This window comes from Pseudomonas piscis (genome assembly GCF_009380155.1).
Taxonomy (GTDB): Bacteria; Pseudomonadota; Gammaproteobacteria; order Pseudomonadales; family Pseudomonadaceae; genus Aquipseudomonas; species Aquipseudomonas piscis.
In genome coordinates, this window is the sequence record NZ_WHUV01000003.1 from 65,557 (window position 1) to 92,327 (window position 26,771).

28 protein-coding genes, 1 tRNA gene and 1 pseudogene are annotated in these 26,771 nt (G+C 63.2%); 8 read left to right on the top strand and 22 right to left on the bottom strand.

From position 1 onward, the window contains the following. Nucleotides 1–127: 127 nt before the first annotated feature. The 8 genes from ychF to GDH07_RS17115 all read right to left on the bottom strand — a co-directional run bounded on the left by ychF (nucleotide 128) and on the right by GDH07_RS17115 (nucleotide 7,044). Nucleotides 128–1,228 (bottom strand): redox-regulated ATPase YchF, encoded by a 1,101-nt coding sequence (gene ychF / locus GDH07_RS17080; RefSeq protein ID WP_022640901.1) that lies wholly within the window; start codon nucleotides 1,226–1,228, stop codon nucleotides 128–130. A 22-nt stretch (nucleotides 1,229–1,250) separates the two neighbouring features. Beyond that, nucleotides 1,251–1,835 carry an aminoacyl-tRNA hydrolase gene (pth, locus tag GDH07_RS17085; protein ID WP_031320511.1) on the bottom strand — a complete coding sequence of 195 codons (585 nt, stop codon included), beginning with the start codon at nucleotides 1,833–1,835 and terminating at the stop codon, nucleotides 1,251–1,253. 169 nt (nucleotides 1,836–2,004) lie between these two features. Continuing rightward, the gene (locus GDH07_RS17090; RefSeq protein ID WP_022640899.1) at nucleotides 2,005–2,604 is read right to left on the bottom strand and encodes a 50S ribosomal protein L25/general stress protein Ctc; all 600 of its coding nucleotides are present in this window, start codon (nucleotides 2,602–2,604) and stop codon (nucleotides 2,005–2,007) included. A gap of 139 nt (nucleotides 2,605–2,743) precedes the next feature. Further along, on the bottom strand, nucleotides 2,744–3,685 hold the full coding sequence (locus tag GDH07_RS17095) for a ribose-phosphate pyrophosphokinase (RefSeq protein WP_003171603.1): 942 nt from the start codon (nucleotides 3,683–3,685) through the stop codon (nucleotides 2,744–2,746). A 48-nt stretch (nucleotides 3,686–3,733) separates the two neighbouring features. Continuing rightward, nucleotides 3,734–3,808, bottom strand: a tRNA-Gln gene (locus GDH07_RS17100). A gap of 36 nt (nucleotides 3,809–3,844) precedes the next feature. Next, entirely contained in the window at nucleotides 3,845–4,696 is an 852-nt protein-coding gene (ispE, locus tag GDH07_RS17105) for a 4-(cytidine 5'-diphospho)-2-C-methyl-D-erythritol kinase (RefSeq protein ID WP_022640897.1), read from the bottom strand. 1 nt (nucleotide 4,697) lies between these two features. Beyond that, entirely contained in the window at nucleotides 4,698–5,315 is a 618-nt protein-coding gene (gene lolB, locus GDH07_RS17110; RefSeq protein ID WP_022640896.1) for a lipoprotein insertase outer membrane protein LolB, read from the bottom strand. Nucleotides 5,316–5,319: 4 nt separating this feature from the next. Beyond that, the gene (locus GDH07_RS17115) at nucleotides 5,320–7,044 is read right to left on the bottom strand and encodes a tetratricopeptide repeat protein (protein ID WP_152898363.1); all 1,725 of its coding nucleotides are present in this window, start codon (nucleotides 7,042–7,044) and stop codon (nucleotides 5,320–5,322) included. Nucleotides 7,045–7,227: 183 nt separating this feature from the next. Here GDH07_RS17115 and hemA point away from each other — a divergent pair, with 183 nt between their 5' ends. From hemA to GDH07_RS17145, 6 genes are all read left to right on the top strand, one after another. Continuing rightward, complete coding sequence (gene hemA / locus GDH07_RS17120) at nucleotides 7,228–8,505, top strand: glutamyl-tRNA reductase (protein WP_031320508.1); 1,278 nt, start codon at nucleotides 7,228–7,230, stop codon at nucleotides 8,503–8,505. Further along, on the top strand, nucleotides 8,502–9,584 hold the full coding sequence (prfA, locus tag GDH07_RS17125; RefSeq protein WP_022640893.1) for a peptide chain release factor 1: 1,083 nt from the start codon (nucleotides 8,502–8,504) through the stop codon (nucleotides 9,582–9,584). Before hemA ends, prfA begins: the two co-directional genes overlap by 4 nt. Further along, nucleotides 9,585–10,415: a peptide chain release factor N(5)-glutamine methyltransferase gene (prmC, locus tag GDH07_RS17130; protein ID WP_022640892.1), complete on the top strand. Its 831-nt coding sequence runs from the start codon at nucleotides 9,585–9,587 to the stop codon at nucleotides 10,413–10,415. It begins immediately after the preceding gene. Beyond that, nucleotides 10,409–11,164, top strand: a complete 756-nt coding sequence (locus GDH07_RS17135; protein ID WP_343038274.1) for a molybdopterin-synthase adenylyltransferase MoeB — start codon at nucleotides 10,409–10,411, stop codon at nucleotides 11,162–11,164. Before prmC ends, GDH07_RS17135 begins: the two co-directional genes overlap by 7 nt. Continuing rightward, nucleotides 11,157–11,948 (top strand): glutamate racemase, encoded by a 792-nt coding sequence (gene murI / locus GDH07_RS17140; RefSeq protein ID WP_152898364.1) that lies wholly within the window; start codon nucleotides 11,157–11,159, stop codon nucleotides 11,946–11,948. The genes GDH07_RS17135 and murI overlap by 8 nt, the downstream gene beginning before the upstream one ends. A 116-nt stretch (nucleotides 11,949–12,064) precedes the next feature. Further along, nucleotides 12,065–12,583, top strand: coding sequence for an acyloxyacyl hydrolase (locus GDH07_RS17145; protein WP_022640889.1), 519 nt, complete (start codon nucleotides 12,065–12,067; stop codon nucleotides 12,581–12,583). Between the two features lie 9 nt (nucleotides 12,584–12,592). Here the strand turns inward: GDH07_RS17145 and GDH07_RS17150 are convergent. The 12 genes and pseudogenes from GDH07_RS17150 to GDH07_RS17205 all read right to left on the bottom strand — a co-directional run. Next, nucleotides 12,593–12,895 (bottom strand): annotated as a pseudogene (locus GDH07_RS17150) (YkgJ family cysteine cluster protein); the annotation flags it as partial. 54 nt (nucleotides 12,896–12,949) lie between these two features. Next, nucleotides 12,950–13,465: a DUF2878 domain-containing protein gene (locus GDH07_RS17155; protein WP_152898365.1), complete on the bottom strand. Its 516-nt coding sequence runs from the start codon at nucleotides 13,463–13,465 to the stop codon at nucleotides 12,950–12,952. Further along, nucleotides 13,458–14,729 carry an SAM-dependent methyltransferase gene (locus tag GDH07_RS17160; protein WP_152898366.1) on the bottom strand — a complete coding sequence of 424 codons (1,272 nt, stop codon included), beginning with the start codon at nucleotides 14,727–14,729 and terminating at the stop codon, nucleotides 13,458–13,460. The genes GDH07_RS17155 and GDH07_RS17160 overlap by 8 nt, the downstream gene beginning before the upstream one ends. Next, the gene (locus GDH07_RS17165) at nucleotides 14,716–15,531 is read right to left on the bottom strand and encodes a DUF1365 domain-containing protein (RefSeq protein ID WP_022640885.1); all 816 of its coding nucleotides are present in this window, start codon (nucleotides 15,529–15,531) and stop codon (nucleotides 14,716–14,718) included. Before GDH07_RS17165 ends, GDH07_RS17160 begins: the two co-directional genes overlap by 14 nt. Continuing rightward, nucleotides 15,528–16,775: an NAD(P)/FAD-dependent oxidoreductase gene (locus GDH07_RS17170; protein WP_152898367.1), complete on the bottom strand. Its 1,248-nt coding sequence runs from the start codon at nucleotides 16,773–16,775 to the stop codon at nucleotides 15,528–15,530. Before GDH07_RS17170 ends, GDH07_RS17165 begins: the two co-directional genes overlap by 4 nt. After that, complete coding sequence (locus GDH07_RS17175) at nucleotides 16,772–17,542, bottom strand: SDR family NAD(P)-dependent oxidoreductase (protein WP_152898368.1); 771 nt, start codon at nucleotides 17,540–17,542, stop codon at nucleotides 16,772–16,774. Before GDH07_RS17175 ends, GDH07_RS17170 begins: the two co-directional genes overlap by 4 nt. After that, nucleotides 17,539–17,964 carry a nuclear transport factor 2 family protein gene (locus GDH07_RS17180; protein WP_022640882.1) on the bottom strand — a complete coding sequence of 142 codons (426 nt, stop codon included), beginning with the start codon at nucleotides 17,962–17,964 and terminating at the stop codon, nucleotides 17,539–17,541. Before GDH07_RS17180 ends, GDH07_RS17175 begins: the two co-directional genes overlap by 4 nt. Continuing rightward, nucleotides 17,957–19,402: a deoxyribodipyrimidine photo-lyase gene (gene phrB, locus GDH07_RS17185; protein WP_152898369.1), complete on the bottom strand. Its 1,446-nt coding sequence runs from the start codon at nucleotides 19,400–19,402 to the stop codon at nucleotides 17,957–17,959. The genes GDH07_RS17180 and phrB overlap by 8 nt, the downstream gene beginning before the upstream one ends. 13 nt (nucleotides 19,403–19,415) lie before the next feature. Next, the gene (locus GDH07_RS17190) at nucleotides 19,416–20,339 is read right to left on the bottom strand and encodes a MerR family transcriptional regulator (protein WP_152898370.1); all 924 of its coding nucleotides are present in this window, start codon (nucleotides 20,337–20,339) and stop codon (nucleotides 19,416–19,418) included. A 3-nt stretch (nucleotides 20,340–20,342) separates the two neighbouring features. Continuing rightward, nucleotides 20,343–21,293 (bottom strand): YbgA family protein, encoded by a 951-nt coding sequence (locus tag GDH07_RS17195; protein ID WP_152898371.1) that lies wholly within the window; start codon nucleotides 21,291–21,293, stop codon nucleotides 20,343–20,345. 116 nt (nucleotides 21,294–21,409) lie between these two features. After that, nucleotides 21,410–21,625 (bottom strand): TIGR02450 family Trp-rich protein, encoded by a 216-nt coding sequence (locus GDH07_RS17200; protein WP_343038275.1) that lies wholly within the window; start codon nucleotides 21,623–21,625, stop codon nucleotides 21,410–21,412. Next, nucleotides 21,622–22,608, bottom strand: a complete 987-nt coding sequence (locus tag GDH07_RS17205; protein WP_022640877.1) for an NAD(P)/FAD-dependent oxidoreductase — start codon at nucleotides 22,606–22,608, stop codon at nucleotides 21,622–21,624. The genes GDH07_RS17200 and GDH07_RS17205 overlap by 4 nt, the downstream gene beginning before the upstream one ends. A 194-nt stretch (nucleotides 22,609–22,802) precedes the next feature. On the opposite strand from GDH07_RS17205, the gene GDH07_RS17210 reads away from it, so the two are divergent. Both GDH07_RS17210 and hemH read left to right on the top strand, forming a co-directional pair. Then, nucleotides 22,803–23,705 (top strand): TIGR01777 family oxidoreductase, encoded by a 903-nt coding sequence (locus GDH07_RS17210; protein WP_053132024.1) that lies wholly within the window; start codon nucleotides 22,803–22,805, stop codon nucleotides 23,703–23,705. 13 nt (nucleotides 23,706–23,718) lie between these two features. Further along, the gene (hemH, locus tag GDH07_RS17215; protein ID WP_152898372.1) at nucleotides 23,719–24,741 is read left to right on the top strand and encodes a ferrochelatase; all 1,023 of its coding nucleotides are present in this window, start codon (nucleotides 23,719–23,721) and stop codon (nucleotides 24,739–24,741) included. A gap of 55 nt (nucleotides 24,742–24,796) precedes the next feature. Here hemH and GDH07_RS17220 read toward each other — a convergent pair whose 3' ends face one another. Next, the gene (locus tag GDH07_RS17220) at nucleotides 24,797–26,071 is read right to left on the bottom strand and encodes a uracil-xanthine permease family protein (protein WP_022640874.1); all 1,275 of its coding nucleotides are present in this window, start codon (nucleotides 26,069–26,071) and stop codon (nucleotides 24,797–24,799) included. Between the two features lie 2 nt (nucleotides 26,072–26,073). Continuing rightward, nucleotides 26,074–26,712, bottom strand: coding sequence for a uracil phosphoribosyltransferase (upp, locus tag GDH07_RS17225; RefSeq protein ID WP_022640873.1), 639 nt, complete (start codon nucleotides 26,710–26,712; stop codon nucleotides 26,074–26,076). Nucleotides 26,713–26,771: the final 59 nt, after the last annotated feature.

The following is a 26,771-nucleotide window of genomic DNA, read 5'->3' on the forward strand; positions in this document are numbered from 1 at the left end:
GGGAGCTGCTTGCAGCAAGGTGGTTCGAGCAACCCGCCAGTAGGCCGGGGGCTGGCAAAGCAGGGGCATAAAAAACAAACCCCCGTGCATCCTGGGGATGTACGGGGGTCGCTGTCGTCCGGGGGGATCAGACGTTGAAGCGGAAGTGCATCACGTCGCCATCCTTGACGATGTATTCCTTGCCTTCCAGGCGCCACTTGCCGGCTTCCTTGGCGCCGGCTTCACCCTTGAACTGGATGAAGTCGTCATAGGCCACCACTTCGGCGCGGATGAAGCCTTTTTCGAAGTCGGTGTGGATCACGCCCGCCGCTTGCGGTGCGGTGGCGCCGACGCGAACGGTCCAGGCCCGAACTTCCTGCACGCCGGCCGTGAAGTAGGTCTGCAGGTTGAGCAGTTCGTAGCCTGCGCGGATCACGCGATTCAGGCCAGGCTCTTCCAGGCCCAGGGCCTCGAGGAACATGTCCTTTTCTTCACCTTCTTCCAGCTCGGCGATCTCGGCTTCGATCTTGTTGCATACCGGTACCACGACCGCGCCTTCTTCTTCGGCGATGGCCTTGACCACGTCCAGGTGCGGGTTGTTCTCGAAGCCATCCTCGGCCACGTTGGCGATGTACATCACCGGCTTGCTGGTCAGCAGGTGGAAGCCACGGATCACGGCCTTTTCTTCGGCGCTCATGTTCTTCATCAGGCTGCGTGCCGGCTTGCCTTCGGTGAAGTGCGGGATCAGCTGCTCGAGAATGGCCTTCTGGGCGAGGGCGTCCTTGTCGCCGCCCTTGGCATTGCGCGCGACCTTCTGCAGTTGTTTCTCGCAGCTGTCGAGGTCAGCGAAGATCAGTTCCAGATCGATGATCTCGATGTCGCGTTTCGGGTCGACGCTGTTGGAGACGTGAATCACGTTCTCGTCTTCGAAGCAGCGCACTACGTGGGCGATGGCATCGGTCTCGCGGATGTTGGCGAGGAACTTGTTGCCCAGGCCTTCACCCTTGGATGCACCTGCCACCAGGCCGGCGATGTCGACGAATTCCATGGTGGTCGGCAGGACGCGGTTCGGCTTGACGATCTCGGCCAGGGCATCCAGGCGCGCGTCGGGCATCGGCACGATGCCGCTGTTGGGCTCGATGGTGCAGAAGGGGAAGTTCTCCGCCGCGATGCCGGACTTGGTCAGGGCGTTGAACAGGGTGGACTTGCCGACGTTGGGCAGGCCGACGATGCCGCAATTGAATCCCATGGTGTTTCCCCTCGGGTAAGAGTCAGGCCTTCTGGCTGTGCAGGTTTTTCATCGCGCGGTTCCATTCACCGGCGAAGATATCCGGCAGCACGCCGAGGGCAAAATCGATGCTGGCATCGAGTTTTTCCTGTTCGGCGCGTGGCGCACGACCCAGGACAAAGTTCGAAACCATGCTGGCGACGCCCGGGTGGCCGATGCCGAGCCGCAGGCGGTGAAAGGTATTCTGGTTGCCGAGCTGCGCGATGATGTCCCGCAGTCCGTTGTGCCCGCCGTGTCCGCCGCCGGTCTTGAGCTTGGCGACGCCGGGAGGCAAGTCTAGTTCGTCATGGGCCACCAGGATTTCTTCGGGCTTGATGCGGAAGAAACCCGCAAGCGCCGCCACGGCCTGGCCGCTGCGGTTCATGTAGGTGGTGGGAATCAGCAGACGAATGTCCTGACCCTGGTGACTGAAGCGCCCGGTCAGGCCGAAATATTTGCGATCGGCCACAAGGTTCACACCTTGTTTGTCGGCGATGCGCTCAACAAAAAGGGCCCCTGCGTTATGCCGGGTCTGTTCGTATTCAGCGCCTGGATTACCCAGGCCGACGATCAGTTTTATGGCAGTCACGATAGGGGCCCTTCTCTGGAGTTGTGGATAACATCGCCGCGCAGCTTGGCAGCGGCGAAAGTGGACGACAACAGCTCATTTACCATGATGCGTAAACTTCGCGTTCTCGCCCGCTTTCTCGCTACGTCACTGTCCGCGATGTTTCCGCTACTCCGGCGTCAGAGTGAAATTACTCTGCAGCGCCTTCAGCAGCTTCTGGAGCAACACGTGGAGCGTGGACGTTGGCTACTGCCAGGTCGTTGCCGTGTGCCAGGGCCACGAACTCAACGCCTTTAGGGGCCTTGATGTTGGACAGGTGAACGATGGTGCCGATTTCAGCGTCAGCCAGGTCGACTTCGATGAACTCAGGCAGATCTTTCGGCAGGCAGGAAACTTCGATTTCCGACACTACGTGGGAGATCTCGCCGCCTTTCTTCACAGGTGCAGATTCGTTGATGAAGTGCACTGGAACGATGGCGGTCAGTTTCTGGCCGGCAACTACGCGAACGAAGTCGGCGTGCATTACGTGGCCTTTGGCCGGGTGACGTTGCAGGGCCTTGATCACGACGTTCTGCTTGGTGCCACCGACGTTCAGTTCGATGATGTGGCTGTAGGCAGCTTCGTTTTCCAGCAGCTTGGCAATTTCCTTGGCCAGCATGCTGATGGATTCAGGGGCTTTGTCGCCACCGTAAACAACAGCTGGAACCAGGCTGGCGAGACGACGCAGGCGGCGGCTCGCACCTTTCCCCAGGTCGGAACGCACTTCAGCATTCAGGGTAAAATCATTCATTTTGTATCTCCAAAATAACCTCGTTCGCCTTGGCGTTTGCGACCAGCGCCAAGGGCGATACGGGCAAAAAAGCCCCGTCCCAACCTAGGTTGGGACGGGGCGCTTTTCGTCATCGAGATGTTTTGCCAGGGACTAGCCCTTAGCGGAACATCGCGCTGATCGATTCTTCGTTGCTGATGCGGCGAACCGCTTCGGCAACTACCGGTGCGATATCCAGTTGGCGGATACGTGCACAGGCTTGTGCTGCTGCGGACAGCGGGATGGTGTTGGTCACCACCAGCTCGTCCAGCACGGAATTTTCGATGTTCTCGATGGCCCGGCCCGACAGCACAGGGTGTGTGCAGTAGGCGAAGACCTTGGCGGCGCCATGCTCTTTCAGGGCCTTGGCCGCGTGGCACAGGGTGCCGGCGGTATCGACCATGTCGTCGACCAGAATGCAGGTGCGTCCTTCGACGTCGCCGATGATATGCATCACTTCGGAGTGATTGGCTTTCTCACGACGCTTGTCGATGATCCCGAGATCAACGCCCAGGGACTTGGCCACGGCACGTGCACGCACGACGCCGCCGATGTCCGGGGAGACGATCATCAGGTTTTCGAAACGCTGGTCTTCGATATCGTCCACCAGGACTGGGGAACCGTAGATGTTATCTACCGGGATATCGAAGAAACCCTGGATCTGGTCAGCATGCAGGTCAACCGTGAGAACACGGTCGATGCCGACAACGGTGAGCATGTCAGCCACGACTTTCGCGCTGATAGCCACACGTGCGGAACGCGGACGGCGATCCTGACGGGCATAACCAAAATAAGGAATAACAGCAGTGATACGAGTAGCCGAGGAACGACGGAAGGCATCAGCCATCACGACGAGTTCCATCAGGTTATCGTTGGTCGGAGCGCAGGTCGGCTGAATAATGAAGACGTCTTTACCGCGGACATTTTCATTGATCTCGGCAGTAATTTCGCCGTCGGAAAATTTTCCAACAGAAATGTCACCGAGAGGGATATGCAGCTGACGTACGACACGCCGAGCCAGATCGGGGTTGGCGTTCCCCGTAAAGACCATCATCTTGGACACGCGCAGTACCTGAAGGCTGAGGGTATACCTGGATGAGTATAAGGAAAATGGCAGGGGCGGCTGGATTCGAACCAACGCATGGCAGGATCAAAACCTGCTGCCTTACCGCTTGGCGACGCCCCTGTATCTGTTGCTTCGAGTGCCTGGCACTCGTTTCCGTTAGAGCAGTGTTTGCAGCTTGCGATGCAACATCGAAACGTTGCTCCCTTTTGCTACAAACCCTGTAAGGGTCTCTGTAAGAAGGGCCGAGACTTTATCAGCTTCAGCTTTGCTTGGGAAGCCCCCAAACACACAACTTCCAGTTCCAGTCAGTTTTGCTTCGGTAAATTTACCTAGCAAATTCAATGCGTTACGTACTTCTGGATAACGCCTTGCGACTACCGGAAGGCAGTCGTTTCTGCTGTTTCCCTTGGGAACGGGGCGCACTTTAATGGGCGCGCTGTCACGTGTCAACAGCGGATCGGAAAAAATTTCTGCTGTACTTACAGAGACTTGCGGGACCAGCACGAGGTACCACGGCTCCTCGGGGTATTCGGGGCTGAGTTTTTCCCCGACGCCCTCGGCGAATGCCGCATGCCCACGGACGAACACCGGTACGTCGGCGCCCAGGGTCAAACCCAGTGCCGCCAGGCGGTCTTCATCCCAGTCCAGTTGCCAGAGATGGTTCAGGCCCAGCAGGGTGGTGGCGGCATTGGAGCTGCCGCCACCGATGCCGCCACCCATGGGCAGGATCTTGTCGATCCAGATGTCGATACCCAGGGCGCAGCCGGATTGTTCTTGGAGTTTCTTCGCGGCCTTGACGATCAGGTTGCTGTCGTGGGGGACGCCTTCGAACTCGGTATGCAGGCGGATCACCCCGTCATCACGTACGGCGAAAGTGATTTCGTCGCCGTAGTCGAGGAATTGGAACAGCGTCTCCAATTCGTGATAACCGTCTGCGCGACGTCCCAGGATATGCAGCATCAGGTTGAGCTTGGCCGGGGAGGGCAGGGTCAGCTTTTGCACGCTCATGTCATTGCCCCAGCTTGCGTGGTTGCCATTCCTTGATCACCAAGGTGACGTCAAGGTCGCTGCCATGCAGCTTGATCCGCTCGGGCAACCAGTAGCCGTTCTGCTGCGAGTAGCTGCTGTACTCCACTTGCCAGCCGTCCTGTTCCAGGCTCGCCAGGTGGCTGTCGCCATCCAGGGTCAGGCGGCTCTTGCTACCCGGGGCGGGCAGGCCACGAACCCACCAGCCCAGGTGGGACACCGGCAGTTTCCAGCCCAGTTGTTCTTCCAGCAGCGACTCCGGACTGCTGGCTTCGTAGCGGCCCTGGTTGGCCACTTCGAGGCTGACCTGGCCCGGGCGACCGGTCAGGCGTGCGGCGCCGCGGCCCAGCGGGCCGGACAGGCGGATGTCGTAGTAATCCTGGCGTTGCAGCCAGAACAGCGTGCCGCTGCCGGAGTCCTTGGGGGCACGGATGCCGATCTTGCCGTTGATCTGCCAGCCATCGAGACCACTCAACTGGTCCTTGTGCTGGCGCCATTGCGCCGGGTTGCCCTGGCCCTGGACGGATTCGCGGGCGCCGAAACCGGCGCAGCCGGCCAGCAGGGCAATGAAGCTGAAAACGATGAAGTGGCGCACGAGCATGGTCTTAAAGAGTCTCTGATCCGGTCAGGCGTTTGATGGTCTGGCGCAGCACGGGGTTGTCCGGCTGGTCCTTGAGGAACTTGCTCCAGATCTGCCGGGCTTCGCGCTGCTTGTCGTTATGCCACAGGACTTCACCCAGGTGCGCCGCGACTTCCGGGTCGGGGAAGCGCTCCAGGGCCTGGCGCAGAAGGCGTTCGGCCTCGTCCAGGTTGCCCAGGCGATAGTTCACCCAGCCCAGGCTGTCGAGCACCGCCGGATCGTCCGGCGTCAGCTGGTGGGCCTGTTCGATCAGGGCCTTGGCCTCGGCATAACGAGTCGTACGATCGGACAAGGTATAGCCCAGGGCGTTCAGTGCCATGGCGTTGTCCGGTTCGCGCTGGATGATCAGGCGCAGGTCCTTTTCCAGCTGCCCCAGGTCATTGCGTTTCTCGGCCTGCATGGCGCGGGTGTAGAGCAGGTTCACGTCGTCGGGATACTGCTTCAGCGCCTGCTGGATGACGCTCCAGGCGCGCGGCCCCTGGTTGTTCGCCGACAGGGTCTCGACTTCGATCAGATACAGCTGGATGGCGTAGTCGGGTTGAGCGTCGCGAGCCGCCACCAAGCGTTTTTGCGCTTCATCGGTACGGCCGTTGTTCATCAGGATGTCGGCCTGGCGCAGTTGCGCCGGCAGGTAGTCGTTGCCCGGGCCGACCTGGGCATACTCGGCCAGCGCCCCTTGCGGGTCGTTGAGTTCTTCGGCGATCCGGCCCAGGTTCAGGTGCGCGGAATCTTCATGGCTTTCCCGGGCGATCAGGTCCTCGAGGTAGCCCTTGGCCTCGTCCCAGGCCTTGGCTTCCAGGCACACCAGCGCCAGGGAGTAGCGTAGTTCGTCGTCCTCGGGGTACTGCTGGACCAGGCTCGAGAACTGCGCCTTGGCATCTTCCATGCGGTCCTGCTCCACCAGCATGCGGGCGTAGGTCAGGCGCAGGCGCTTGTCATCCGGGTACTTGCGGATGCTTTTTTCCAGCAGCGGCAGCGCTTCCTTGCCGCGGTTCAGGCTTTGCAGCAGGCGGGCGCGCAACAGCAGCGGCGCCACTTCGCCGTCTTCCGGCGGATTCTCCTCCAGCAGGGCCAGGGCTTCCTTGGCGTCGCCATCCTGTTGCATCAGCAGGGCCTTGCCGAAAATCAGCTGGCTGTTGTGTGGGTGCTTTTGCAGTAAGCGGTCGAAACCTTTCATCAGGCCGTCACGGGTTTCCTGATCGGTATCGGCGGCGGACAGGGCCAGGAAGTCGAAATGGGTATCGCCCTTGCCCTGCAGGACCTTCTCCATATAAAGCATGGAATCGTCATAGCGCCCGGCGCGGGCCAGCTGGATGGCGGCCGCACGCTGTGCCTCGAGGTCGTCGGGGGCGTTTTTCGCCCAGATCAGCGATGTATCCAGGGCCGCTTGGTCGGCGCCCAGGTACTCGGCGATGCGAAAGGCCCGCTCGGAGATGCCCGGGTCCTGGGTGTTGATGGCCTGGGTCACGTAGTTGTCCAGGGCAATGTCGAAGCGATTGCGCTGGCCCGCCAGCTCGGCGCTCAGCAGGCTGAAGACGGTGTCTTCGCTGAACGAGGAGTAGACCTTGGGCTTTTCAGGGGTCGGGGTGCTGTCTTCCACCGACGACGTGGCGTCCGATGAAACAGGGGCCAGGGATTGGCATCCGCTGAGGAAGACAAGGGCGAGGAGCAACGCGGAGGATCTATTCATATAGGAAGAGGGCGACTAACCTGCGGTCGGATCATCATGACACAAGCCTTCGGCCAAACATAACCGAGACTCAACGGGATGCCAGAACAGAGGCAGTCTATTAGGACAATAGTCGGCGGGAGTTGTTCTGAATCTGTCGAAGTAGGACAATTGCCGGCTTCTCGACATCATCAGCGACCTTGAATGGCCTTCCTTGCACTTGGTATTAACCACAAGACTGCTTCTGTAGACGTCCGCGAGCGCGTGGCCTTTACCCCTGAGCAGTTGGTTGAGGCCTTGCAGCAGCTCTGCCGACTCACCGACAGCCGCGAAGCTGCGATCCTCTCCACCTGCAACCGCAGTGAGCTCTATGTAGAACAGGATCATCTTTCGGCCGATGTGGTACTGCGCTGGCTGGCGGAATACCACCATCTGAGCCTGGACGACCTGCGCGCCAGTGCCTATGTACATGAAGACGATGCGGCAGTTCGTCACATGATGCGCGTGGCCTCCGGCCTGGACTCGCTGGTGCTGGGCGAGCCGCAGATCCTCGGGCAGATGAAGTCCGCCTATGCCGTGGCCCGTGAGGCCGGCACCGTCGGCCCCTTGCTGGGACGGCTGTTCCAGGCGACCTTCAATGCCGCCAAGCAGGTCCGCACCGATACCGCCATCGGTGAAAACCCCGTATCCGTGGCTTTCGCCGCAGTGAGCCTGGCCAAGCAGATCTTCAGCGACCTGCAGCGCAGCCAGGCGCTGTTGATCGGCGCGGGCGAGACCATCACCCTGGTCGCCCGGCACCTGCACGAACTGGGCGTCAAGCGCATCGTGGTGGCCAACCGCACCCTGGAGCGCGCCAGCCAGCTGGCGGAGCAGTTCGGCGCCCATGCGGTGCTGCTCTCGGACATCCCCCAGGAGCTGGTGCACAGCGATATCGTCATCAGTTCCACTGCGAGCCAGCTGCCGATCCTGGGCAAGGGTGCGGTGGAGAGCGCCCTGAAGCTGCGCAAGCACAAGCCGATTTTCATGGTGGATATCGCGGTTCCCCGGGATATCGAGCCGGAAGTCGGCGAGTTGGACGACGTTTACCTCTATACCGTCGACGATCTTCACGAAGTGGTCGCAGAAAACCTCAAGAGCCGCCAGGGCGCGGCACAGGCCGCCGAGGAACTGGTGAACATCGGCGCCGAGGATTTCATGGTGCGCTTGCGCGAGCTGGCGGCAGTGGATGTGCTCAAGGCCTATCGTCAACAGAGCGAGCGCCTGCGTGACGAGGAGCTGCAGAAGGCCCTGCGCATGCTGACCAACGGTAGCAGTGCCGAAGACGTGCTGGCCCAGCTGGCCCGTGGCCTGACCAACAAACTGCTGCACGCACCGAGCGTGCAGTTGAAAAAGCTTTCCGCCGAAGGCCGCCTCGATGCGCTGGCCATGGCCCAAGAACTCTTTGCCCTCGGTGAGGGCTCTTCGGATAAAACCCCGCAATGAAAGCGTCACTGCTCAGTAAGCTGGACATTCTCCAGGACCGTTTCGAGGAACTGACCGCCTTGCTTGGCGATGCCGAGGTCATTTCCGACCAGGCCAAGTTCCGTGCCTATTCCAAGGAGTACGCGGAAGTCGAGCCGATCGTCGCCTCCTACAAGCAGGTGCTCAAGGTCCAGGCCGACCTGGAGGGCGCCCAGGCGCTGCTCAAGGACAGCGATCCGGACCTGCGGGAGATGGCCGTGGAAGAAGTCCGCGAGGCCAAGGAACAACTGGTCGAGCTGGAAAGCAACCTGCAGCGCATGCTGTTGCCCAAGGATCCCAACGATGGACGCAACGTGTTCCTGGAAATCCGTGCCGGTACCGGTGGTGACGAGGCGGCGATCTTCTCCGGCGATCTGTTTCGCATGTATTCGCGTTATGCCGAGCGGCGTGGCTGGCGCCTGGAGATTCTCTCCGAGAACGAGGGCGAGCACGGCGGCTACAAGGAAATCATCGCCCGGGTCGAGGGCGAGAACGTCTACGGCAAGCTGAAGTTCGAGTCCGGGGCGCACCGCGTACAGCGAGTGCCGGCCACCGAGTCCCAGGGGCGCATCCATACCTCGGCCTGCACCGTGGCGGTACTGCCCGAACCGGATGAACAGGAAGCCATCGAGATCAACCCGGCGGACTTGCGCATCGATACCTATCGTTCTTCCGGTGCCGGCGGCCAGCACGTGAACAAGACCGACTCGGCCATCCGCATCACCCACTTGCCCACCGGCATCGTGGTGGAGTGCCAGGAAGAACGCTCCCAGCACAAGAACCGTGCGCGGGCCCTGTCCTGGTTGTCGGCCAAGCTCAATGACCAGCAGGCCAGTGCGGCGGCCAGCGCCATTGCCAGCGAGCGCAAGCTGCTGGTGGGTTCGGGCGACCGCTCCGAACGTATCCGCACCTACAACTTTCCCCAGGGGCGTGTCACCGACCACCGGGTCAACCTGACCTTGTATTCCCTGGACGAAATCATCGCCGGTGGCGTGGAAGCGGTGATCGAGCCGCTGCTGGCCGAGTACCAGGCCGACCAACTTGCCGCATTGGGTGATTGAATGACCATCATCGCCAGCCTGTTGCGCGCCGCCCAACTGCCCGATTCGCCAACCCCGCGCCTGGACGCCGAGCTGCTCCTGGCCGCGGCCCTGGGCAAGCCCCGCAGCTTTCTGCATACCTGGCCGGAGCGCATCGTGCCCAGCGAAGCGGTCCTGGTGTTCAGTGAATACCTGCAACGGCGTCGCTCCGGCGAGCCGGTGGCCTACATCCTCGGCCAGCAGGGGTTCTGGAAGCTCGACCTGGAAGTGGCTCCCCATACCCTGATCCCGCGCCCCGACACCGAACTGCTGGTGGAGACCGCCTTGCAACTGTTGCCTGCCGGCCCGGCCCGGGTCCTGGACCTGGGCACCGGCAGTGGCGCCATTGCCCTGGCCCTGGCCAGCGAACGCCCGGCCTGGCAGGTCACAGCGCTGGACCGCGTGCTGGAAGCCGTGGCCCTGGCCGAACGCAACCGCCAGCGCCTGCAACTGGCCAATGTCACGGTGCTCAGCAGCCACTGGTTCGATTCGATCCAGGGCCAGCGCTTCAGCTTGATCGTCAGCAACCCGCCCTACATTGCCGAAGCCGATCCGCACCTGGCGGCCGGCGACGTGCGTTTCGAACCGGAAAGTGCCCTGGTGGCCGGCAAGGATGGTCTCGATGACCTGCGCCTGATCGTGGCCCAGGCTCCGCTGCACCTGGAAGCCGGTGGCTGGTTGATGCTGGAGCACGGCTACGACCAGGCCCCGGCGGTACGCGAGTTGCTAACCGCCCAGGGTTTCATCGAAGTCCATAGCCGGGTCGATCTCGGTGGCCATGAACGCATCAGCCTGGGGTGCTTGCCGTGCTGACCGACGAGGAGCTGTTGCGCTATAGCCGGCAGATCCTGTTGCAGCAGGTCGACATCGACGGCCAATTGCGCCTCAAGCAGAGCCGCGTGTTGATCGTCGGCCTCGGCGGCCTTGGCGCTCCTGCGGCGCTCTACCTGGCAGCGGCCGGGGTCGGCGAGCTGCACCTGGCCGACTTCGACAGCGTCGATCTGACCAACCTGCAGCGCCAGATCATCCATGACAGCAACAGCGTCGGTTCGAGCAAGGTGGACTCGGCCATTGGTCGGCTGTCTGCCCTCAACCCGCAGATCCGCCTGGTACCCCATCCGGTGGCGCTGGACGAGGACTCCCTGGCCGCCGCCGTGGCAGGCGTGGACCTGGTGCTGGATTGCAGTGACAATTTTTCCACCCGCGAAGCGGTGAACGTCGCCTGTGTCGCCGCCGGCAGGCCCCTGGTCAGTGGTGCGGCGATTCGCCTGGAAGGGCAGTTGTCGGTATTCGATCCGCGCCTCGCGCACAGTCCTTGCTATCACTGCCTGTACGGGCACGGCAGCGAGGCCGAACTGACCTGCAGCGAAGCCGGGGTCCTGGGGCCGCTGGTGGGAACCGTCGGCAGCCTGCAGGCGCTGGAAGCCTTGAAGCTGCTGGCCGGTTTCGGCGAGCCGCTGGTGGGCAGGTTGTTGCTGATCGATGCCCTGGGTACGCGTTTTCGCGAGCTGCGGGTCAAGCGCGACCCAGGCTGCAAGGTCTGTGGAGGCCGGCATGAGTGAAGCGCCGGTGGCGGTCTTCGATTCCGGGGTCGGCGGTTTGTCGGTCCTGGCGGAGATCCAGCAGTTGCTGCCCAATGAGTCGCTGCTGTATCTGGGCGACTGCGGCTACATTCCCTACGGCGAAAAGACTCCCGAATTCATCCGCCAGCGCTGCGGCCTGATGGCCCGCTTCTTTCGCGAGCAAGGGGCCAAGGCCCTGGTGCTGGCCTGCAACACCGCCACCGTCGCCGCCGTGGCCGAGCTGCGGCGCGAATTCCCGGATTGGCCCATCGTCGGCATGGAGCCGGCGGTCAAGCCTGCCGCGGCGGCTACCCGCAGCGGCGTGGTCGGGGTCCTGGCCACCACCGGCACCCTGCAGAGCGCCAAGTTCGCCGCCTTGCTCGACCGTTTTGCCGGCGATGTGAAGGTCGTCACCCAGCCTTGCCCGGGCCTGGTGGAGATGATCGAGAACGGCGACCTGCATAGCGCGGCCTTGTGCCAATTGCTGCAGGGGTATGTCGAACCGCTGCTGGCAGCGGGCTGCGACACCATCATCCTGGGTTGCACCCACTATCCGTTTCTCAAACCCGTGCTGTCACGGATGCTGCCAGGGCACATCAGCCTGGTGGACACCGGAGCGGCGGTTGCCCGCCAACTGCAGCGCCTGCTCGACGAGGGCGACCTGCGCGCCCATGGCCCCGTGCGGGAAACCCGCTTCTGGACCAGCGGCGATGTGCCGCATTTTGCCAAGGTACTGCCCATCCTGTGGCAAGAATCCGGTAGTGTGCAGTCTTTCGATTTGTGAAAAAAACGTTAAATCCCGCTGTCGGCGCTGAACTTCTGGTTCGGCGCGGACTTCTATAGCCTATCTACCAGGCGGTACAAAAACGTTCAAAATAGTTCAATAAAAGGATGTTCCTGATGAAGCGACTGTTGGGTCTGGCCGCGCTTGCGGCCGCGTTGTTGGGGCAAAGTCTTTCCGCGCAAGCGGCCGGTGTCGAGTTCTCCGTGGGCCAAACCGGAGATTCCACGCAAACCTACCGATTGGGCATGCAATTCGACTGGGACAAGAGCTGGCTGCAAAGCGATGTCGGTCGCCTGACCGGTTATTGGAGCGGCGCCTATACCTACTGGGACGGTGACAAGAAGTCGAGCAACCACAGCCTGTCATTCTCCCCGGTACTGGTCTACGAGTTCGCTGGAAACAGCGTCAAGCCTTACGTCGAGGCCGGGATCGGCGTCGCGGCTTTTGCCCATACCCAGGTGGAAGACAACAAGCTGGGTTCATCCTTCCAGTTCGAGGACCGCATCGGTTTCGGCCTGCGCTTCAACGGTGGGCATGAAGTCGGCATTCGCGCCACGCATTACTCCAACGCCGGCTTGCGTTCCCCCAACGACGGTATCGAAAGCTACGCCCTGCACTACACGATGCCGCTCTGATCCGTCCCAGCGATACGCCGTGGCGATGCCCCGGCGTTCGTTCAGGCAATCCGCCTCTCCCAATTCGAATTCGCGGCAGATCAAGGGGCGCAGCTCATAGATGGTGCAACGCATGCTGTCGCGATCCAGCGCCGCGCACCAGCCATCATCCAGGCGCCGCATCACCTCCCCACCCCAGTCGTCGATATCGATAAAGCGTCCGGGCACCCCGGTATCGGTGATCAGCATCACTTCCAGCTGGCAGCAGCAGGCGGCGCAGGTCGAGCAACTGATGGCGGGTTCGGCGATGGGGGTAACGGGGATGGTGGTCATAGGCGTGTAGTGTAAGGCCATGGGGCCGGACTGTGTGAAAGCCCAGACAGACGCTCAACCTTCAGTGGCCAGTGGCGGATCCTCGAGGGCCGCTTGCGCCAACACGTGCAGCAGTGGCAACAGCAGGGCCCAGAGCACTCCCAGCCCGACCAGGGTTGGCCCTGTTCCGTAGGGAAAGCTCACGCCGGCCAGTCGGCCCCCGGCGTAGTAGGACAGCGGGCCTGCCAGCGCTCCAAGCAGGCAGGCCCGCCACCAGGGGCGGGCACTCCAGGCCAGGCCGTGGCGCAAGGTGCTGGCCAGAAGGACCCAGAGCAGCATCAGCCAGAAGGGAATCAATAGACTGACTTGCTGGAACTGAAACACCCCGAGCCAATTCAGGAAGCTGTCCAGGGTGATGCCAATCAGCGCAATGCCGAGCATCATCGGACCTTCGTCGTTCCAGCGGCCGACCCAGCGAAAGTGCGCCAGTACGATCACCACTCCAAGCAATAGCCACAGGCTGTCGCCACTGAGCACGCAGATGAACCAGCCCAGCTGGAACAGCAGGGCATTGAGCAGTTGCCTAGGCATCGAGGCGCCCCAGCAGGGGTTGTGGCGCCGCGGCGGGTTTGGCCAGCAGCAGTTGCGCGGTGCCGATGGTGCGTTCCAGGAAGCCGCCTTCGCAGTAGCACAGGTAGAACTCCCAGAGCCGCAGGAAATAGGGGTCGTAGCCCAGTTCGCCCAGGCGGCCGTGGGCGCGGCGGAAGTTCTCGTGCCACAGGCGCAAGGTCCGGGCGTAGTGCAGACCGAAGTCTTCCATGTGCAGCAGGTTCATGTCGGTGTCGCGACTGACCACCTCGAGCATTTTCTGCACACAGGGCAGGGCCCCGCCGGGGAAGATGTAGCGCTGGATGAAGTCCACGCCGTTCTTCGCCTGCTCGTAGCGTTGGTCGCGAATGGTGATGGCCTGCAGCAGCATCAGGCCGTTGCTCTTGAGCAAGCGTGCGCACTGCTTGAAGTAAGTGGGCAGGAAGCGGTGGCCCACGGCTTCGATCATCTCGATCGACACCAGCTTGTCGTACTGGCCGCGCAGGTCGCGGTAATCCTCCAGCAGCAGGGTCACCCGGTCCTGCAAGCCCGCGGCGTCGATCCGCTGCCGGGTGTAGGCGAACTGTTCCCTGGACAGGGTCGTGGTGGTGACCCGGCAGCCATAGTGCTGCGCGGCATACAGGGCCATGCTGCCCCAGCCGGTGCCGATTTCCAGCAGGTGGTCCTCGGGGGTGAGCGCGAGCTTCTGGCAGATGCGCTGCAGCTTGTTCAACTGGGCCTGCTCCAGGCTGTCCTCGGCGCTGCGAAACTGCGCGGCGGAATACATCATGGTGGGGTCCAGGAACTGCTCGAACAGTTCATTGCCCAGGTCGTAGTGGGCGGCGATGTTTTTCTGTGCGCCCTTGCGGGTGTTGCGGTTGAGCCAGTGCAGGCCGCGAACCAGCGGCCGGCCGAGCCTGGCCAGGCCGCCTTCCATGGCGTCCAGCACTTCCAGGTTGCTGACGAACACGCGGATGACCGCTGTCAGGTCCGGGGTGCTCCAGTAGCCATGGATGAAGGCTTCGCCGGCGCCGATGGAGCCACTGCTGGCCACCAAGCCCCAGACGCTGCTGTCATGGACGTGGATCTCCCCCAGCAGGGCGCCGCCGCTGCTGCCGAACACCCGTCGCTCGCCGTTTTCGTGGATCACCAGTTGGCCGTGCCGGAGTTGCGCCAGTTGCCGCAGCACGCCACGGCGCAACAGGTTGGCAGTGAGGCCGTGAGTGCTGATCAGATTGGTTTTGGCCGAGACGCTAGAGGATTTCATGGCGGCGATCCTTGGGTGGTACGGCGGCTGTGCGAAAGGCGCCAACGGCGGCCTGATGGGGAAAAAAACGCAGGCCCTTGGCAGCCAGGAGCAAGGCCTGCCAGTAGATCGCCAGGCAAGTCTTGGCGGTCATCCACGGAAAGCGCCGCAGATACTGGTGCAGGCTGCGGCGATCCAGGGCCTGGCGTTGCAGGTTGAGCGTGGCGTCGAACAACTTGAGCTCACCCTGCCAGTCGGCCATGTGCACGCCCAGGCGTTCGCCCGGAGGGCTGAAGCTCATGCGGTACTCCAGATCCCGGGGCAGGAACGGCGACACGTGAAAGGCCTTGGCCACGGCGAAATGCTGATGCTCCGGGGACTGTGCGTTGTGCGGGCTGGCCGGCAGCACATAGTGAAAGCGCTCGCGCCAGGGGGTGTTGGTGACCTCGCAGAGAATCGCCGCCAGTTGCCCATCGGCCTCGTAGCAGTAGAAGAAGCTCACCGGGTTGAAGGCCAGGCCCCAGCTGCGCACCTGGGTCAGCAGTCGCACCGCGCCAGCCGGTGCATGGCCGATGGCCTCGGCCACCTGCTGGCGTACGGCGTCGATCAGGTCCATGCCCTGGCCGGTGAAGGCCGGCAAGTAGTCGCCTTGACGAAAGGCGAAGGGCGCGAAGCGGCTCCGGCCAGCCAGGGGCGAGAGGCCCAGTACCGCGTCCTGTTCCTCCAGGTCCAGGTACAACAGGCCGATCCGGTAGCGGAAGGCGTGGCCCTTGGGGGCGAAGCGCCGGTGGCTGATCCAGCCGCTGTACAGGGCGCTGTTCACAGTTGCTCCCCGAAGGACTGGACCACTCGCAGGGCGCTGACCACGCCATCCTCATGGAAACCGTTGGCCCAGTAGGCGCCGCAGTAGAAGCTGTGCCGGGCGCCTTGCAGTTCGCTCCAGCGCGCTTGTGCGGCCACCGCCTCCAGGCTGTATTGCGGATGGGCGTAGGTGTAGCGGGCGAGGATCTTCGACGGATCGATGGCCGCACTCTGGTTGAGGCTGACGCAGAAGGTGGTGCTGCTCTGCAGGCCCTGGAGAATGTTCATGTCGTAGGTCACGGCAGCGGCTTTCCCGGCGCTGGCAGCGAGGCGGTAGTTCCAGCTGGCCCAGGCCAGGCGACGGCGCGGTAGCAGTCGGGTATCGGTGTGCAGCACCACATCGTTGTCGGCGTAGGGCAGCGCCTGGAGGATCTCCTGTTCGGCGTGGCTAGGGCTGGCCAGCAGCCGCAGGGCCTGGTCGCTGTGGCAGGCGAACACCACCTTGTCGAAGCGCTCGCTGCCGGCGGCGCTGTGGATGACCACGCCGAGTTCGTCGCGCTCGACCCGCTGCACTGGACAGTCCAGGCGGATGCGTTCGCGAAACGAGGCCGTCAGTGGTTCGATGTAGCGGCTTGAGCCGCCTTCGATCACGTACCACTGGGGGCGATTGCTCACCGACAGCAAGCCGTGGTTCTTGAAGAAGCGGACAAAGAACTGCAGGGGGAAACCGAGCATCTGCCCCCGTGACATCGACCAGATCGCCGAGCCCATGGGCACGATGTAGTGCTGGATGAAGCGCTCGCCGTAGCCCTGGCTCTTCAGGTAGTCCCCGAGGGTGGTCGAGGCTGTGATCCGCTGGTTTTGCAGGTCGAGCTGCGCGTGTTGGTTGAAGCGCAGGATGTCTCGCAGCATGCCCCAGAACCCCGGCGACAGCAGATTGCGCCGCTGGGCGAACAGGCTGTTGAGGTTGTTGCCGTTGTACTCCAGGCCCGTGGCCGGATCGCATACCGAGAAGCTCATTTCGGTGGCTTTGAACTTGACGCCGATCTGCCCCAGCAGGCGGATGAAATGGGGGTAGGTCCAGTCGTTGAAGACGATGAAGCCGGTGTCCACGGCCTGGGTTTCGCCATTGAGGCATACCTGCACGGTATGGGTGTGCCCGCCGATCCAGCTGCCGGCTTCGTAGACCTGGATGTCATGGCGCCGGTTCAGGAGGTAGGCGCAGGTCAGGCCGGCGATGCCGCTGCCGATGATGGCGATTTTCATGGGGCATTCCCCGTACGGGCCAGGCGTTTGGCGAGGGCCAGTTGCAGGCGGCCGGGCAGCCAGGAAAGCAGCTTGAGGCCGAAGATGAACGGTGCGGGGAACGCGATTTCCAGATCCCGGCGGGGCAGGCGCTGGTGGATATGCCGAGCGGCCTTCCGGGCGCTCCAGCGCATGGGCATGGCGAAGTCGTTGCGTGCGGTCAGCGGCGTGTCGACAAAGCCCGGGCTGACCAGGGTCACATCGATGCCTTCGGCAACCAGGTCGATGCGCAGCGATTGCAGCAGGTAGCGCAGCGCTGCCTTGGAGGCGCCGTAGGCACCGGCCCGGGGCAGTGCCAGGTAAGTCACGGAGCTGGCTACACCCACCAGGTGCGGGCGATTGCCGGCGCGCAACAACGGCAATGCGGCTTCGATGCAATAGCCTGCGGCCAGCAGGTTGGTACTCAGCACCCGTTCGATCAGCGCTGAGTCGAATTGCTGCACCTCGATGTACTCGCAGGTCCCGGCATTGAGGATCACGCTGTCCAGAGCGCCCCAGGCCTGGGCGATGCGCTTGCCGATCTCGCGCACCTGCAAGGCGTCGCCAAGGTCGCCCGGCACCACCAGCACCCGGCCCGGGTAGCGCTGGGCCAGGGCTTCCAGCGGCTCGCGCGAGCGGGCACTGAGCGCCACCTGGGCACCAGCCCCGAGCAGCTCTTCGGCCAGTGCCGCGCCGATGCCGCTGCTGGCGCCGGTGAGCCAGATCCGCCTGGGCATGGCCGGGTTCATCCGAGCCTCCTTTTCAACCAGGCGATCACTGCCCCGATCAGTGGCAGGTGTTCGTAGAGCAGGGCTCCCGCGTCGAAATAGTCGCGGTGGCGATAGACCAAAGCGTCGCGCCATTGCAGGTGTGAACAGCCGGCCACCTGGATCAGGCCGCCGCCGTTGAGGCGTGGGTGGCGATAGCTCATGGTCCAGCGCAGGTAGCCCTGGCCTTCGGCGCACTGGTCGCTGCCGTGGAAGTCGAAGCGCAGTTCGCGGACGTTGGCGTACAGCTGGGCGAAGTAGTCGCGCAAAGGGGCCAGTCCATGAACCTCGTGCAGAGGGTCGGTGAACTGGATGTCATCGCTGTAGAGCTGGCCCAGGCGATCGAGGTTGTGGGCGTCCAGGGTGGCGAACTCCCGGGCGAAGTGGTCGAGGAAGTCACTCATCGCCGGCTCCCGCATCCAGCCGCGAGGGCAGTGCCTTGAACGCCGCCAGGGCCCGTTCCCGGGACCGTGGCAGATCCACAATCGGCGCCGGGTAGTCGGCGACGCCGAACAGCCCGCCCAGGGCCGCCGGGTTGTGGATATCTTTCTTGTTCAGCCCGGCCAGTTGTGGCAGCCAGTGCTTGATGAAGCGCCCCTCGCTGTCGAATTTCTGCGATTGGCTCACCGGGTTGAAGATGCGGAAGTAGGGCGCCGCATCGGTTCCGGTGGAGGCGCTCCACTGCCAGCCGCCGTTGTTGGCCGCCAGGTCGCCGTCGATCAGGTGACGCATGAAGAACCGCTCGCCTTCGCGCCAATCGATCAACAGGTTCTTGGTCAGGAACATCGCCACCACCATGCGCAGGCGGTTGTGCATCCAGCCGGTCTCCAGCAACTGGCGCATGGCGGCATCGATGATCGGCAGGCCGGTGCGGGCTTCTTGCCAGGCCGCCAGTTCCTCGGGAGCGTCGCGCCATTTCACGGCTTCGGTTTCCGGTCGGAAGGCGCGGTGCCGGGATACCCGTGGGTAGCCCGCCAGGATGTGCTTGTAGAAATCGCGCCACAGCAACTCGTTGATCCAGGTGACGGCCCCGGGGTTGCCGCTTTCGAACTCGCCCTGGTTGCTGCGCAAGGCGGCGTGCAGGCATTGGCGGGGCGAGATCACGCCGGCGGCGAGGTAGGGCGACAGCTGGCTGGTGCCGGGCTTGGCCGGAAAGTCGCGTTCGCCCTGGTAGTAGTGGATCTGTTCATCGGCGAACCGCTCCAGGCGCGCTTGCGCTTCGTCTTCGCCGGCGGGCCACAGTTCGCGCAAGGCGGGCTTCGGGGTGGGGAAGCCCTCGATCTGGCCTGGCAGCGGATCGGCACTGATCGACAGCGGCATCTGCGCCCTGGGCGCGCTCACCAGCACGGGCAGCGCGGTGTGCAGGCGGCTGTAGCAGACCTTGCGGAACTGGCTGAAGACCTGGAAGTAGCCGCCGCTCTTGGTCAGCACACTACCGGGCTTGAACAGCAGTTGATCGAAGTGGCCTTGGACGCCGACACCGGCATCTTCCAGAACCCTTGTCACCGCTGCATCGCGACGGCTTTCGTGGATGCCGTATTCCTGGTTGAAGTGCAGCATGCGTATCTGCAGTTGCCGGCACAGGTCCAGCAGGGTCTGGGGCGCCTGGTCCCAGGTGGCGGCGCTGCGAATCAAGAGCGGGATGTTCAGCTGGCCCAGGGCGGTACTCAGCGATTGCAGGTTGCGCAGCCAGAAATCGATCTTGCAGGGCGCATCATCATGGGCCTGCCACTGCTCCGGGCTCAGCAGGTACACCGCCACGGTCGGGCCCCGCTGGGCGGCGGCGCTCAGGGCGGTGTTGTCGTGTAGGCGCAGATCGCTGCGCAGCCAGATCAATTGCATGTCGGTTTCCGGATCAGAAAAGTCCTCGCTCGAGCAGTACCTGGTAGGCCGCAATCGGGTCTTGGGCCAGGTACAGATCGGCGATTTCAGTGATACATACGGACCACTCGGCGGGATGGATGCACACCGTGGGTCCGGCGATGAATTTTTTGCAGGCGATGCCGCCCAGCAGCCGTGGCAGTTGGGCGGGGTTGAGTGCCTTGCTGGAGTACAGCAGCAGGCCCCGGGCTTGCAGGCGCTCGGTGGCCAGGGCCAGTTCGCCTCCGGGCAGGGGCCAGTCGAAGACCTCTACCGGGCAGTCGGCGCTGCTGGCCAGCCAGGCGGTGAGCCACAGATGGGGCTCCAGGGGCAGGTCCGACTGATTGACCAGCAACAGCGGCGCGCCTTGCACCTGGCGGTTGTTGTGGTAGATCCGGGCGCCGAGCTTGCTGCGCAGCCATGAATAGAAGAACACCTGCTCGGACTGGCTGCCGACTTGCCCTTGCCAATGCTGTTCCAGTTCCGCCAGCAGCGGCATCAACAGCTGCTCGCACAAGGTGCGCGGTGGATACAGGGCCATGGCTTGGTTGAAGGCATCGTCGACCTTGCGCTCGGCCAGTTGGCTGATGGCTTGCCTGAGTACCTGGCGCAGCCGTTGCCAATCGTTTTGCGCCGGGACGCTGAACGCCGGGGCGCTTTCGAGCAGGTGCCTGACCTGGCTGACCGCGACGCCACGGTTGAGCCAGGTCAGGATGGTCAGCACCTGTTGCACCTGTTCCCGGGTGTACAGGCGGTGCCCCTTGGGCGTGCGGTGGGGCACGATCAGTCCGTAGCGCCGCTCCCAGGCGCGCAAGGTGACTGCATTGACGCCGGTCAGCCGGGCGATCTCGCGGATCGGCAACCACTCCTGGTCCGGGCTGTCTTGGGGGACCGTGGCGGGCAAGAGATTGGGTTCCATGGGTCAGATCGCGTTGCGCAGGCTGAGGTTTTCCGGGTGCGGCTGCAGGTACAGCTGCCGCTCGATATAGGGATCGGGGTGTCGGCGCAAGTGATGCTTGAGCAAAGTCAGGGGTACCACCAGGGGCACGATGCCCTGGCGATACTGGCCGATGAGGTGCTGCATTTCCTGCTTGTCTTCGGCGCTGATGGCCTGCCGGAAATAACCGCTCAGGTGCTGTAGCACATTGCTGTGGGTACCTCGGGTAGCGCATTGCCTCAGGGCGTTCATCAATTGGCTGAAATAGCGTGGGCCGACCTGTGCCGCATCCTGCCTGCCCATGCTGCCCAGCAGGTGGCCGAGGACCTTGTACTGCACCGGGTGATGGGCCATCAGCAGGTATTTGCAGCGGGCATGGAATTCGGTGAGGGCGCGGCGGGTCAGGCCTTGCTCGAGCAGGGCCCGCCAGTCGCGGTAGACATAGACCCGGGCCAGGAAGTTTTCCCGCAACACCGGATCGTTGAGGCGTCCGGCTTCTTCCATTGGCAGGTCAGGGTGTCGCTCGCAGAAAACCCGCGCATATACACCACGGCCATCGCGCCGATGATGAGGCCCGCTGCCCTGGTAGACCTTGACCCGTTCCAGTCCGCAGGAGGGTGAATCCTGCATGAAGATGTAGCCGCACAGGTCGGTCATTTCGGCGGCCATCCGTTCGGCGTAGTCCTGTAGGGGGCGGGTGACATCCAGGGCTTGGTCCAGGGTCCCGATGGCCCGTGGCTGGTCGTTGCCCTGCACCAGTCGGATCGGTTCGCGAGGGATGCCCAGGCCGATGGCGACCTCCGGGCAAAGCGGCACCAGCTCGAAGTGCTCGGCGAGTACCCGGCTGCACAGGCGGGATTCCTTGTGGCCGCCGTTGTAGCGGACTTCGGCGCCGGCCAGGCAGGCGCTGATGGCGATTTTCGGCTTGGCGGTCATGGTTCGGCCTCCGGATACCTGTACATGAAACGAGACGTGTACAACTTTTTCCATCATAGGTTTAAAGTTGTACGAGTCAAATTATTTGTACAAGTATTGGCGGCTACTCGCTGCGTTCAATGCCAGCCCATCCGCCATTGGCGGTCGTCCTTCAGGGCTTGCCAATCCAGGCGCTGGTTGCGGCAGCTGAGCACTGCCTGCCGCTGGACTTCCAGCACACGGCCTTCTTCGTTGCAGAACAGTTCGGTGACGAGAAAATGCTTCTCGCGATGTTGCGGGTGGGCTGCTGTCCATTTCGACAGCAGCAATTTACGCGGGTCGAGCCGGTTCACTGCAGGTTCGCGTGCAGCCTGCGAGCAGCTTCCTGGCCACTTAGCCAGGCGCCTTCGACACGCCCGGACAGGCACCAGTCGCCGCAGGCGTACAGGCCCAGGTCGGCGTCGGCCAGGGCACCCCACTCGTGACTGGTAGCAGGCCGGGCATAGAGCCAGCGATGCGCCAGGCTGAAGGCGGGGGCGGGCATGACGCTGTGCAGCAACTCGGCGAACGCGCCATGCAGCTGCTCGATCACGGCCTCCTTGGGCAGGTCGATGTGTTGTCGACTCCAGGTGCTGGAAGCGTGCAGGACCCAGGTGTCGAGGTGGCTATCACGTCCGGGCTTGCTGCGATTGCGGGCCAGCCAGTCCAGTGGGCTGTCCTGGACGAAACAGCCCTGCATCGGGGTTTCCAGGGGTGTTTCGAAGGCCAGGGCGACGGCCCAGGTCGGATCCATCTTCACTCCGGCGGCGACTGCCGCCAGCTTCGGCGCGGCGGCCAGCAGGGCGGTGGCCTGTGGCGCCGGGGTGGCGATGATCACATGGCTGAACGGGCCATGGTTGGAGCCTTCGGCATCCTGCAGGTGCCAGTGCCGCTCGCCGCGAAAGACTTCGGTGATACGGCAGGCGAAGTGCACTTCGAGGTCGCCGATCAGGGCGCGAGTGATGGCGCTCATGCGCGGCGTGCCAACCCAGCGGGTTTGCTCGTCGGGGGAAGGGCTGAGCTGGCCGGCATGGGAGTTGTAGAGCTGTGGTGTCCATTCGGCGACCCAGCCTTTGGCCTGCCAGCGCTGGACCTCGGTGACGAAGCGGCGATCGCGGGCGGTGAAGTACTGGGCTCCCAGGTCCAGGCTACCGGCGTCGCTGCGCTTGCTCGCCATGCGGCCACCGCTGCCATGGCTTTTGTCGAAGAGTTGGACGCAGTGCCCGGCGTCTCGAAGCGCCTGGGCGGCGGAGAGTCCGGCGATGCCGGTACCAATGATTGCAATGGGTACTGTCATAGGGGCCTCGTTTACCTTTTGGTACAGACTACGCCGCTGCCAAAACCTGTACAATGTTGTTCTTTGGTATAGCTTTCGGCGTCATCGGTTGTGCAGGTTGTCTATCGTTAAAACGCAGCCTGCCCGATTGAAAAGATCCCTGCTTATAAAAATAGACTAGGGATTCGGGTAAAACGCCACGCGAGGAACACGTCATGCATATCTTGCTGACCGGCGGTACTGGTTTGATCGGGCGGGCGTTATGTCGCCATTGGCTGGCCCAGGGGCACCAGTTGAGTGTATGGAGCCGCCAGCCCGATAAAGTTGCCGCCTTGTGCGGTCCCCAGGTACGGGCAGTCAAATCTTTGCAAGAGCTGGACCAGGCGCCGCTGGATGCGGTGATCAACCTGGCCGGCGCGCCCATAGCCGATCGTCCCTGGACCCATAAGCGCAAGGCGCTGCTGTGGGCCAGCCGCATCACCCTTACCGAAACCCTGCTGACCTGGATCGAGAGCCGCGAGCACAAGCCCCGGGTGCTGGTCTCCGGGTCTGCGGTGGGGTGGTATGGCGACGGTGGAGAACGGGAGCTGGCCGAGGACTCTCCGCCGGTCAGCGAGGATTTTGCCAGCCAGCTGTGCATCGCCTGGGAAGAAACCGCCCAGCGTGCAGAAGCCATGGGTGTGCGCGTGGTGCTGGTGCGCACCGGCCTGGTGCTGTCCGCCGACGGCGGCTTTTTGTCGCGCCTGCTGCTGCCGTTCAAGCTGGGCCTGGGGGGGCCGATCGGCAACGGGCGGCAGTGGATGCCGTGGATCCACATCGATGACCAAATCGCCCTGATTGATTTTCTTGTGCATCAGGATGCGGCACGAGGTCCTTATAATGCCTGCGCGCCGCAGCCGGTGCGTAACCGCGAGTTCGCCACCGCCCTGGGGCGAGTCCTGCGCCGGCCCGCATTGCTGCCGCTACCGGCCTTTGTCCTGCGCCTGGCGCTGGGCGAGTTGTCGCTGTTGCTGCTGGGAGGCCAACGTGCCGTGCCCGCGCGCTTGCTGGAAGCGGGCTTCACTTTCCAGTTCACCGATTTGCCCGCGGCCCTGGACGATGTGTCCAGCCGCCATTGAAATAGGACGTTGCATGACCGATCACGCGTTGCTTCTGGTCAATCTCGGTTCGCCGGCCTCCACCTCCGTGGCGGATGTGCGCAGCTACCTCAATCAGTTCCTCATGGACCCTTATGTGATCGACCTGCCCTGGCCGGTGCGGCGCCTGTTGGTGTCGCTGATCCTGATCAAGCGTCCGGCCCAGTCGGCCCATGCCTACCAATCGATCTGGTGGCAGGACGGTTCGCCGCTGGTGGTCATAAGCCAGCGCTTGCAGCGAGTGATGAGCGAGCAATGGAAGTGCGGGCCGGTGGAACTGGCGATGCGCTACGGCGAGCCATCGATCGAATCGGCGCTGCTGAAATTGGCGGCCAAGGGGCAGCGCAAGATCACCCTGGCGCCGCTTTATCCACAGTTCGCCGACAGCACCGTGACCACGGTGGTCGAAGAGGCGCGGCGGGTGATACGCGAGCACCGCCTGGATGTGCAGCTCAATGTATTGCAGCCTTTCTACGACGAACCCGAGTACATCGACGCCCTGGTCGCCAGCGTCAGACCGCACCTGGAGCAACCCTTCGATCACCTGCTGCTGAGTTTCCACGGCTTGCCCGAGCGGCACCTGCAAAAGCTCAATCCGGGGCATAGCCTGGATGGCGCTGGTGACTGCTGCCAGGATGCCTCCCCGCAGGCGCTCGCCAAGTGTTATCGCGGCCAGTGTTTCCGCACGGCCAAGGCCTTCGCCGGGCAAATGGGCCTGGCCGACGAGCAATGGTCGGTGTCGTTCCAGTCGCGCCTGGGGCGGGCCAAGTGGATCGAGCCCTATACCGAAGCTCGGTTGGATGAGCTGGCGAAGCAGGGCGTGAAGAAGTTGCTGGTGATGTGCCCGGCCTTCGTCGCCGATTGCATCGAGACCCTGGAGGAGATCGGTGATCGTGGACGTGAGCAGTTTCGTGCTGCAGGGGGGGAGGACCTGGTGCTGGTCCCGTGCCTGAATGACGACCCGCAATGGGCTCAGGCCTTGAACGCCTTGTGCCTGCGGGCACCCTTGGCGCTATAGAAGGTTTCGCCGGCCCGGCCCTCGTTGATTGCAGGGCCGGTCGGCGAAAGTGTTTTCAGATCAGGGGGTCGTCGGACTTCTTGTTCTTCCAGCCGTCGTTGCCCGGCAGTATCAGGTTCAGGGCAATGGCGACGATGGCGCACAGGGCGATGCCCTTGAGGCCGAAGTCGTCCTGCCCGGTACCGCTACCCACCAGCATCCCGCCGATACCGAATACCAGGGTCACCGAGACGATCACCAGGTTGCGTGCCTCGCCCAGGTCGATCCTATGGCGGATCAGGGTGTTCATGCCCACGGCGGCGATCGAACCGAACAGCAGGCAGAGGATCCCGCCCATCACCGGTACCGGGATGCTTTGCAGCAATGCGCCGAACTTGCCGATGAAGGCCAGGGAAATGGCGAATACCGCGGCCCAGGTCATGATCTTCGGGTTGTAGTTCTTGGTCAGCATCACCGCGCCGGTCACTTCGGCGTAGGTGGTATTGGGCGGGCCGCCGAACAGGCCGGCAGCGGTGGTGGCGATGCCGTCACCGAACAAGGTGCGGTGCAGGCCGGGCTTCTTCAGGTAGTCGCGACCGGTCACGCTACCTACCGCGATCACCCCGCCGATATGCTCGATGGCCGGGGCCAGAGCCACCGGAACGATGAACAGGATCGCCTGCCAGTTGAACTCCGGTGCCGTGAAATGCGGCAACGCCAGCCACGGGGCGGCGGCGATCTTGGCGGTATCCACCACGCCGAAGTAGAACGACAGGGCGAAGCCCACCAGCACCCCGGAAATGATCGGTACCAGGCGGAAGATCCCCTTGCCGAACACCGCCACCACCAGGGTGGTGAGCAGCGCCGGCATCGAGATCATCATGGCGGTCTGGTAATGGATCAGCTCGCTGCCATCGCCCGCCTTGCCCATGGCCATGTTGGCGGCGATGGGAGCCATGGCCAGGCCGATGGAGATGATCACCGGGCCGATGACCACTGGCGGCAGCAGGCGGTCGATGAAACCGGTGCCTTTGATCTTCACCGCCAGGCCGAGGAAGGTATAGACGAAGCCTGCCGCCATCACCCCACCCATGGTCGCGGCCAGGCCGAACTGGCCCTTGGCGAGGATGATCGGGGTAATGAAGGCGAAGCTCGAAGCCAGGAACACCGGTACCTGGCGACCGGTGACCAGTTGGAACAACAGAGTCCCAAGACCCGCCGTGAACAGCGCCACGTTGGGGTCAAGACCGGTGATCAGCGGCATCAACACCAAGGCGCCAAAGGCTACGAAGAGCATCTGGGCGCCAGACAACACCTGGCGCCAGAGCGGATCGTTGAACTCATCCTGCATGGTCAGGAGTCCTTCTGCTTGGTGCCGAAGATCTTGTCACCGGCATCACCCAGGCCAGGAATGATGTAGCCATGCTCGTTGAGTTTCTGGTCGATGGACGCGGTGTAGATGGTCACGTCCGGGTGGGCCTGCTGGACGACGGCGATGCCTTCGGGAGCGGCCACCAGGACCATGGCGCGGATGTCCCGGCAACCGGCTTTCTTCAGCAGGTCGATGGTGGCGACCATGGAGCTGCCGGTCGCCAGCATCGGGTCGATGATCATCGCCAGGCGCTCGTCGATTTCCGGTACCAGTTTTTCCAGGTAGGTGTGGGCCTGCAGGGTTTCCTCGTTGCGGGCCACGCCCACGGCGCTGACCTTGGCGCCCGGGATCAGGCTCAGCACACCTTCGAGCATGCCGATGCCGGCGCGCAGGATCGGCACTACGGTAATTTTCTTGCCGGCGATCTTTTCCACCTGGACGGGGCCGCACCAGCCTGGAATCTCATAGCTTTCCAGGGGCAGGTCCTTGGTGGCTTCGTATGTCAGCAGGGCGCCGACTTCCTGAGCGAGTTCGCGAAAATTCTTCGTGCTAATGTCTGCGCGGCGCATAAGGCCAAGTTTATGACGGATCAGCGGATGGCGGATCTCATGGATGGGCATAGGGAAAGGCTCCGGCGGCGGGCAAAAAAAACGGCCTAGATTAATCTATCCGGGGTTGA

What these genes read in the sequence shown, in the direction of transcription:
- GDH07_RS17175 (WP_152898368.1), bottom strand. Translation starts at nt 17,542, where the DNA reads ATGAACCCGGCCATGCCCAGGCGGATCTGGCTCACCGGCGCCAGCAGC.
- GDH07_RS17210 (WP_053132024.1), top strand. Translation starts at nt 22,803, where the DNA reads ATGCATATCTTGCTGACCGGCGGTACTGGTTTGATCGGGCGGGCGTTA.
- GDH07_RS17220 (WP_022640874.1), bottom strand. Translation starts at nt 26,071, where the DNA reads ATGCAGGATGAGTTCAACGATCCGCTCTGGCGCCAGGTGTTGTCTGGC.
- hemH (WP_152898372.1), top strand. Translation starts at nt 23,719, where the DNA reads ATGACCGATCACGCGTTGCTTCTGGTCAATCTCGGTTCGCCGGCCTCC.
- GDH07_RS17180 (WP_022640882.1), bottom strand. Translation starts at nt 17,964, where the DNA reads ATGAGTGACTTCCTCGACCACTTCGCCCGGGAGTTCGCCACCCTGGAC.
- GDH07_RS17160 (WP_152898366.1), bottom strand. Translation starts at nt 14,729, where the DNA reads ATGAAATCCTCTAGCGTCTCGGCCAAAACCAATCTGATCAGCACTCAC.
- phrB (WP_152898369.1), bottom strand. Translation starts at nt 19,402, where the DNA reads ATGCAATTGATCTGGCTGCGCAGCGATCTGCGCCTACACGACAACACC.
- GDH07_RS17170 (WP_152898367.1), bottom strand. Translation starts at nt 16,775, where the DNA reads ATGAAAATCGCCATCATCGGCAGCGGCATCGCCGGCCTGACCTGCGCC.
- GDH07_RS17205 (WP_022640877.1), bottom strand. Translation starts at nt 22,608, where the DNA reads ATGACAGTACCCATTGCAATCATTGGTACCGGCATCGCCGGACTCTCC.
- GDH07_RS17090 (WP_022640899.1), bottom strand. Translation starts at nt 2,604, where the DNA reads ATGAATGATTTTACCCTGAATGCTGAAGTGCGTTCCGACCTGGGGAAA.
- GDH07_RS17115 (WP_152898363.1), bottom strand. Translation starts at nt 7,044, where the DNA reads ATGAATAGATCCTCCGCGTTGCTCCTCGCCCTTGTCTTCCTCAGCGGA.
- GDH07_RS17195 (WP_152898371.1), bottom strand. Translation starts at nt 21,293, where the DNA reads ATGACCGCCAAGCCGAAAATCGCCATCAGCGCCTGCCTGGCCGGCGCC.
- GDH07_RS17155 (WP_152898365.1), bottom strand. Translation starts at nt 13,465, where the DNA reads ATGCCTAGGCAACTGCTCAATGCCCTGCTGTTCCAGCTGGGCTGGTTC.
- prmC (WP_022640892.1), top strand. Translation starts at nt 9,585, where the DNA reads ATGACCATCATCGCCAGCCTGTTGCGCGCCGCCCAACTGCCCGATTCG.
- ispE (WP_022640897.1), bottom strand. Translation starts at nt 4,696, where the DNA reads ATGAGCGTGCAAAAGCTGACCCTGCCCTCCCCGGCCAAGCTCAACCTG.
- hemA (WP_031320508.1), top strand. Translation starts at nt 7,228, where the DNA reads ATGGCCTTCCTTGCACTTGGTATTAACCACAAGACTGCTTCTGTAGAC.
- GDH07_RS17145 (WP_022640889.1), top strand. Translation starts at nt 12,065, where the DNA reads ATGAAGCGACTGTTGGGTCTGGCCGCGCTTGCGGCCGCGTTGTTGGGG.
- prfA (WP_022640893.1), top strand. Translation starts at nt 8,502, where the DNA reads ATGAAAGCGTCACTGCTCAGTAAGCTGGACATTCTCCAGGACCGTTTC.
- lolB (WP_022640896.1), bottom strand. Translation starts at nt 5,315, where the DNA reads ATGCTCGTGCGCCACTTCATCGTTTTCAGCTTCATTGCCCTGCTGGCC.
- GDH07_RS17190 (WP_152898370.1), bottom strand. Translation starts at nt 20,339, where the DNA reads ATGGAACCCAATCTCTTGCCCGCCACGGTCCCCCAAGACAGCCCGGAC.
- ychF (WP_022640901.1), bottom strand. Translation starts at nt 1,228, where the DNA reads ATGGGATTCAATTGCGGCATCGTCGGCCTGCCCAACGTCGGCAAGTCC.
- upp (WP_022640873.1), bottom strand. Translation starts at nt 26,712, where the DNA reads ATGCCCATCCATGAGATCCGCCATCCGCTGATCCGTCATAAACTTGGC.
- murI (WP_152898364.1), top strand. Translation starts at nt 11,157, where the DNA reads ATGAGTGAAGCGCCGGTGGCGGTCTTCGATTCCGGGGTCGGCGGTTTG.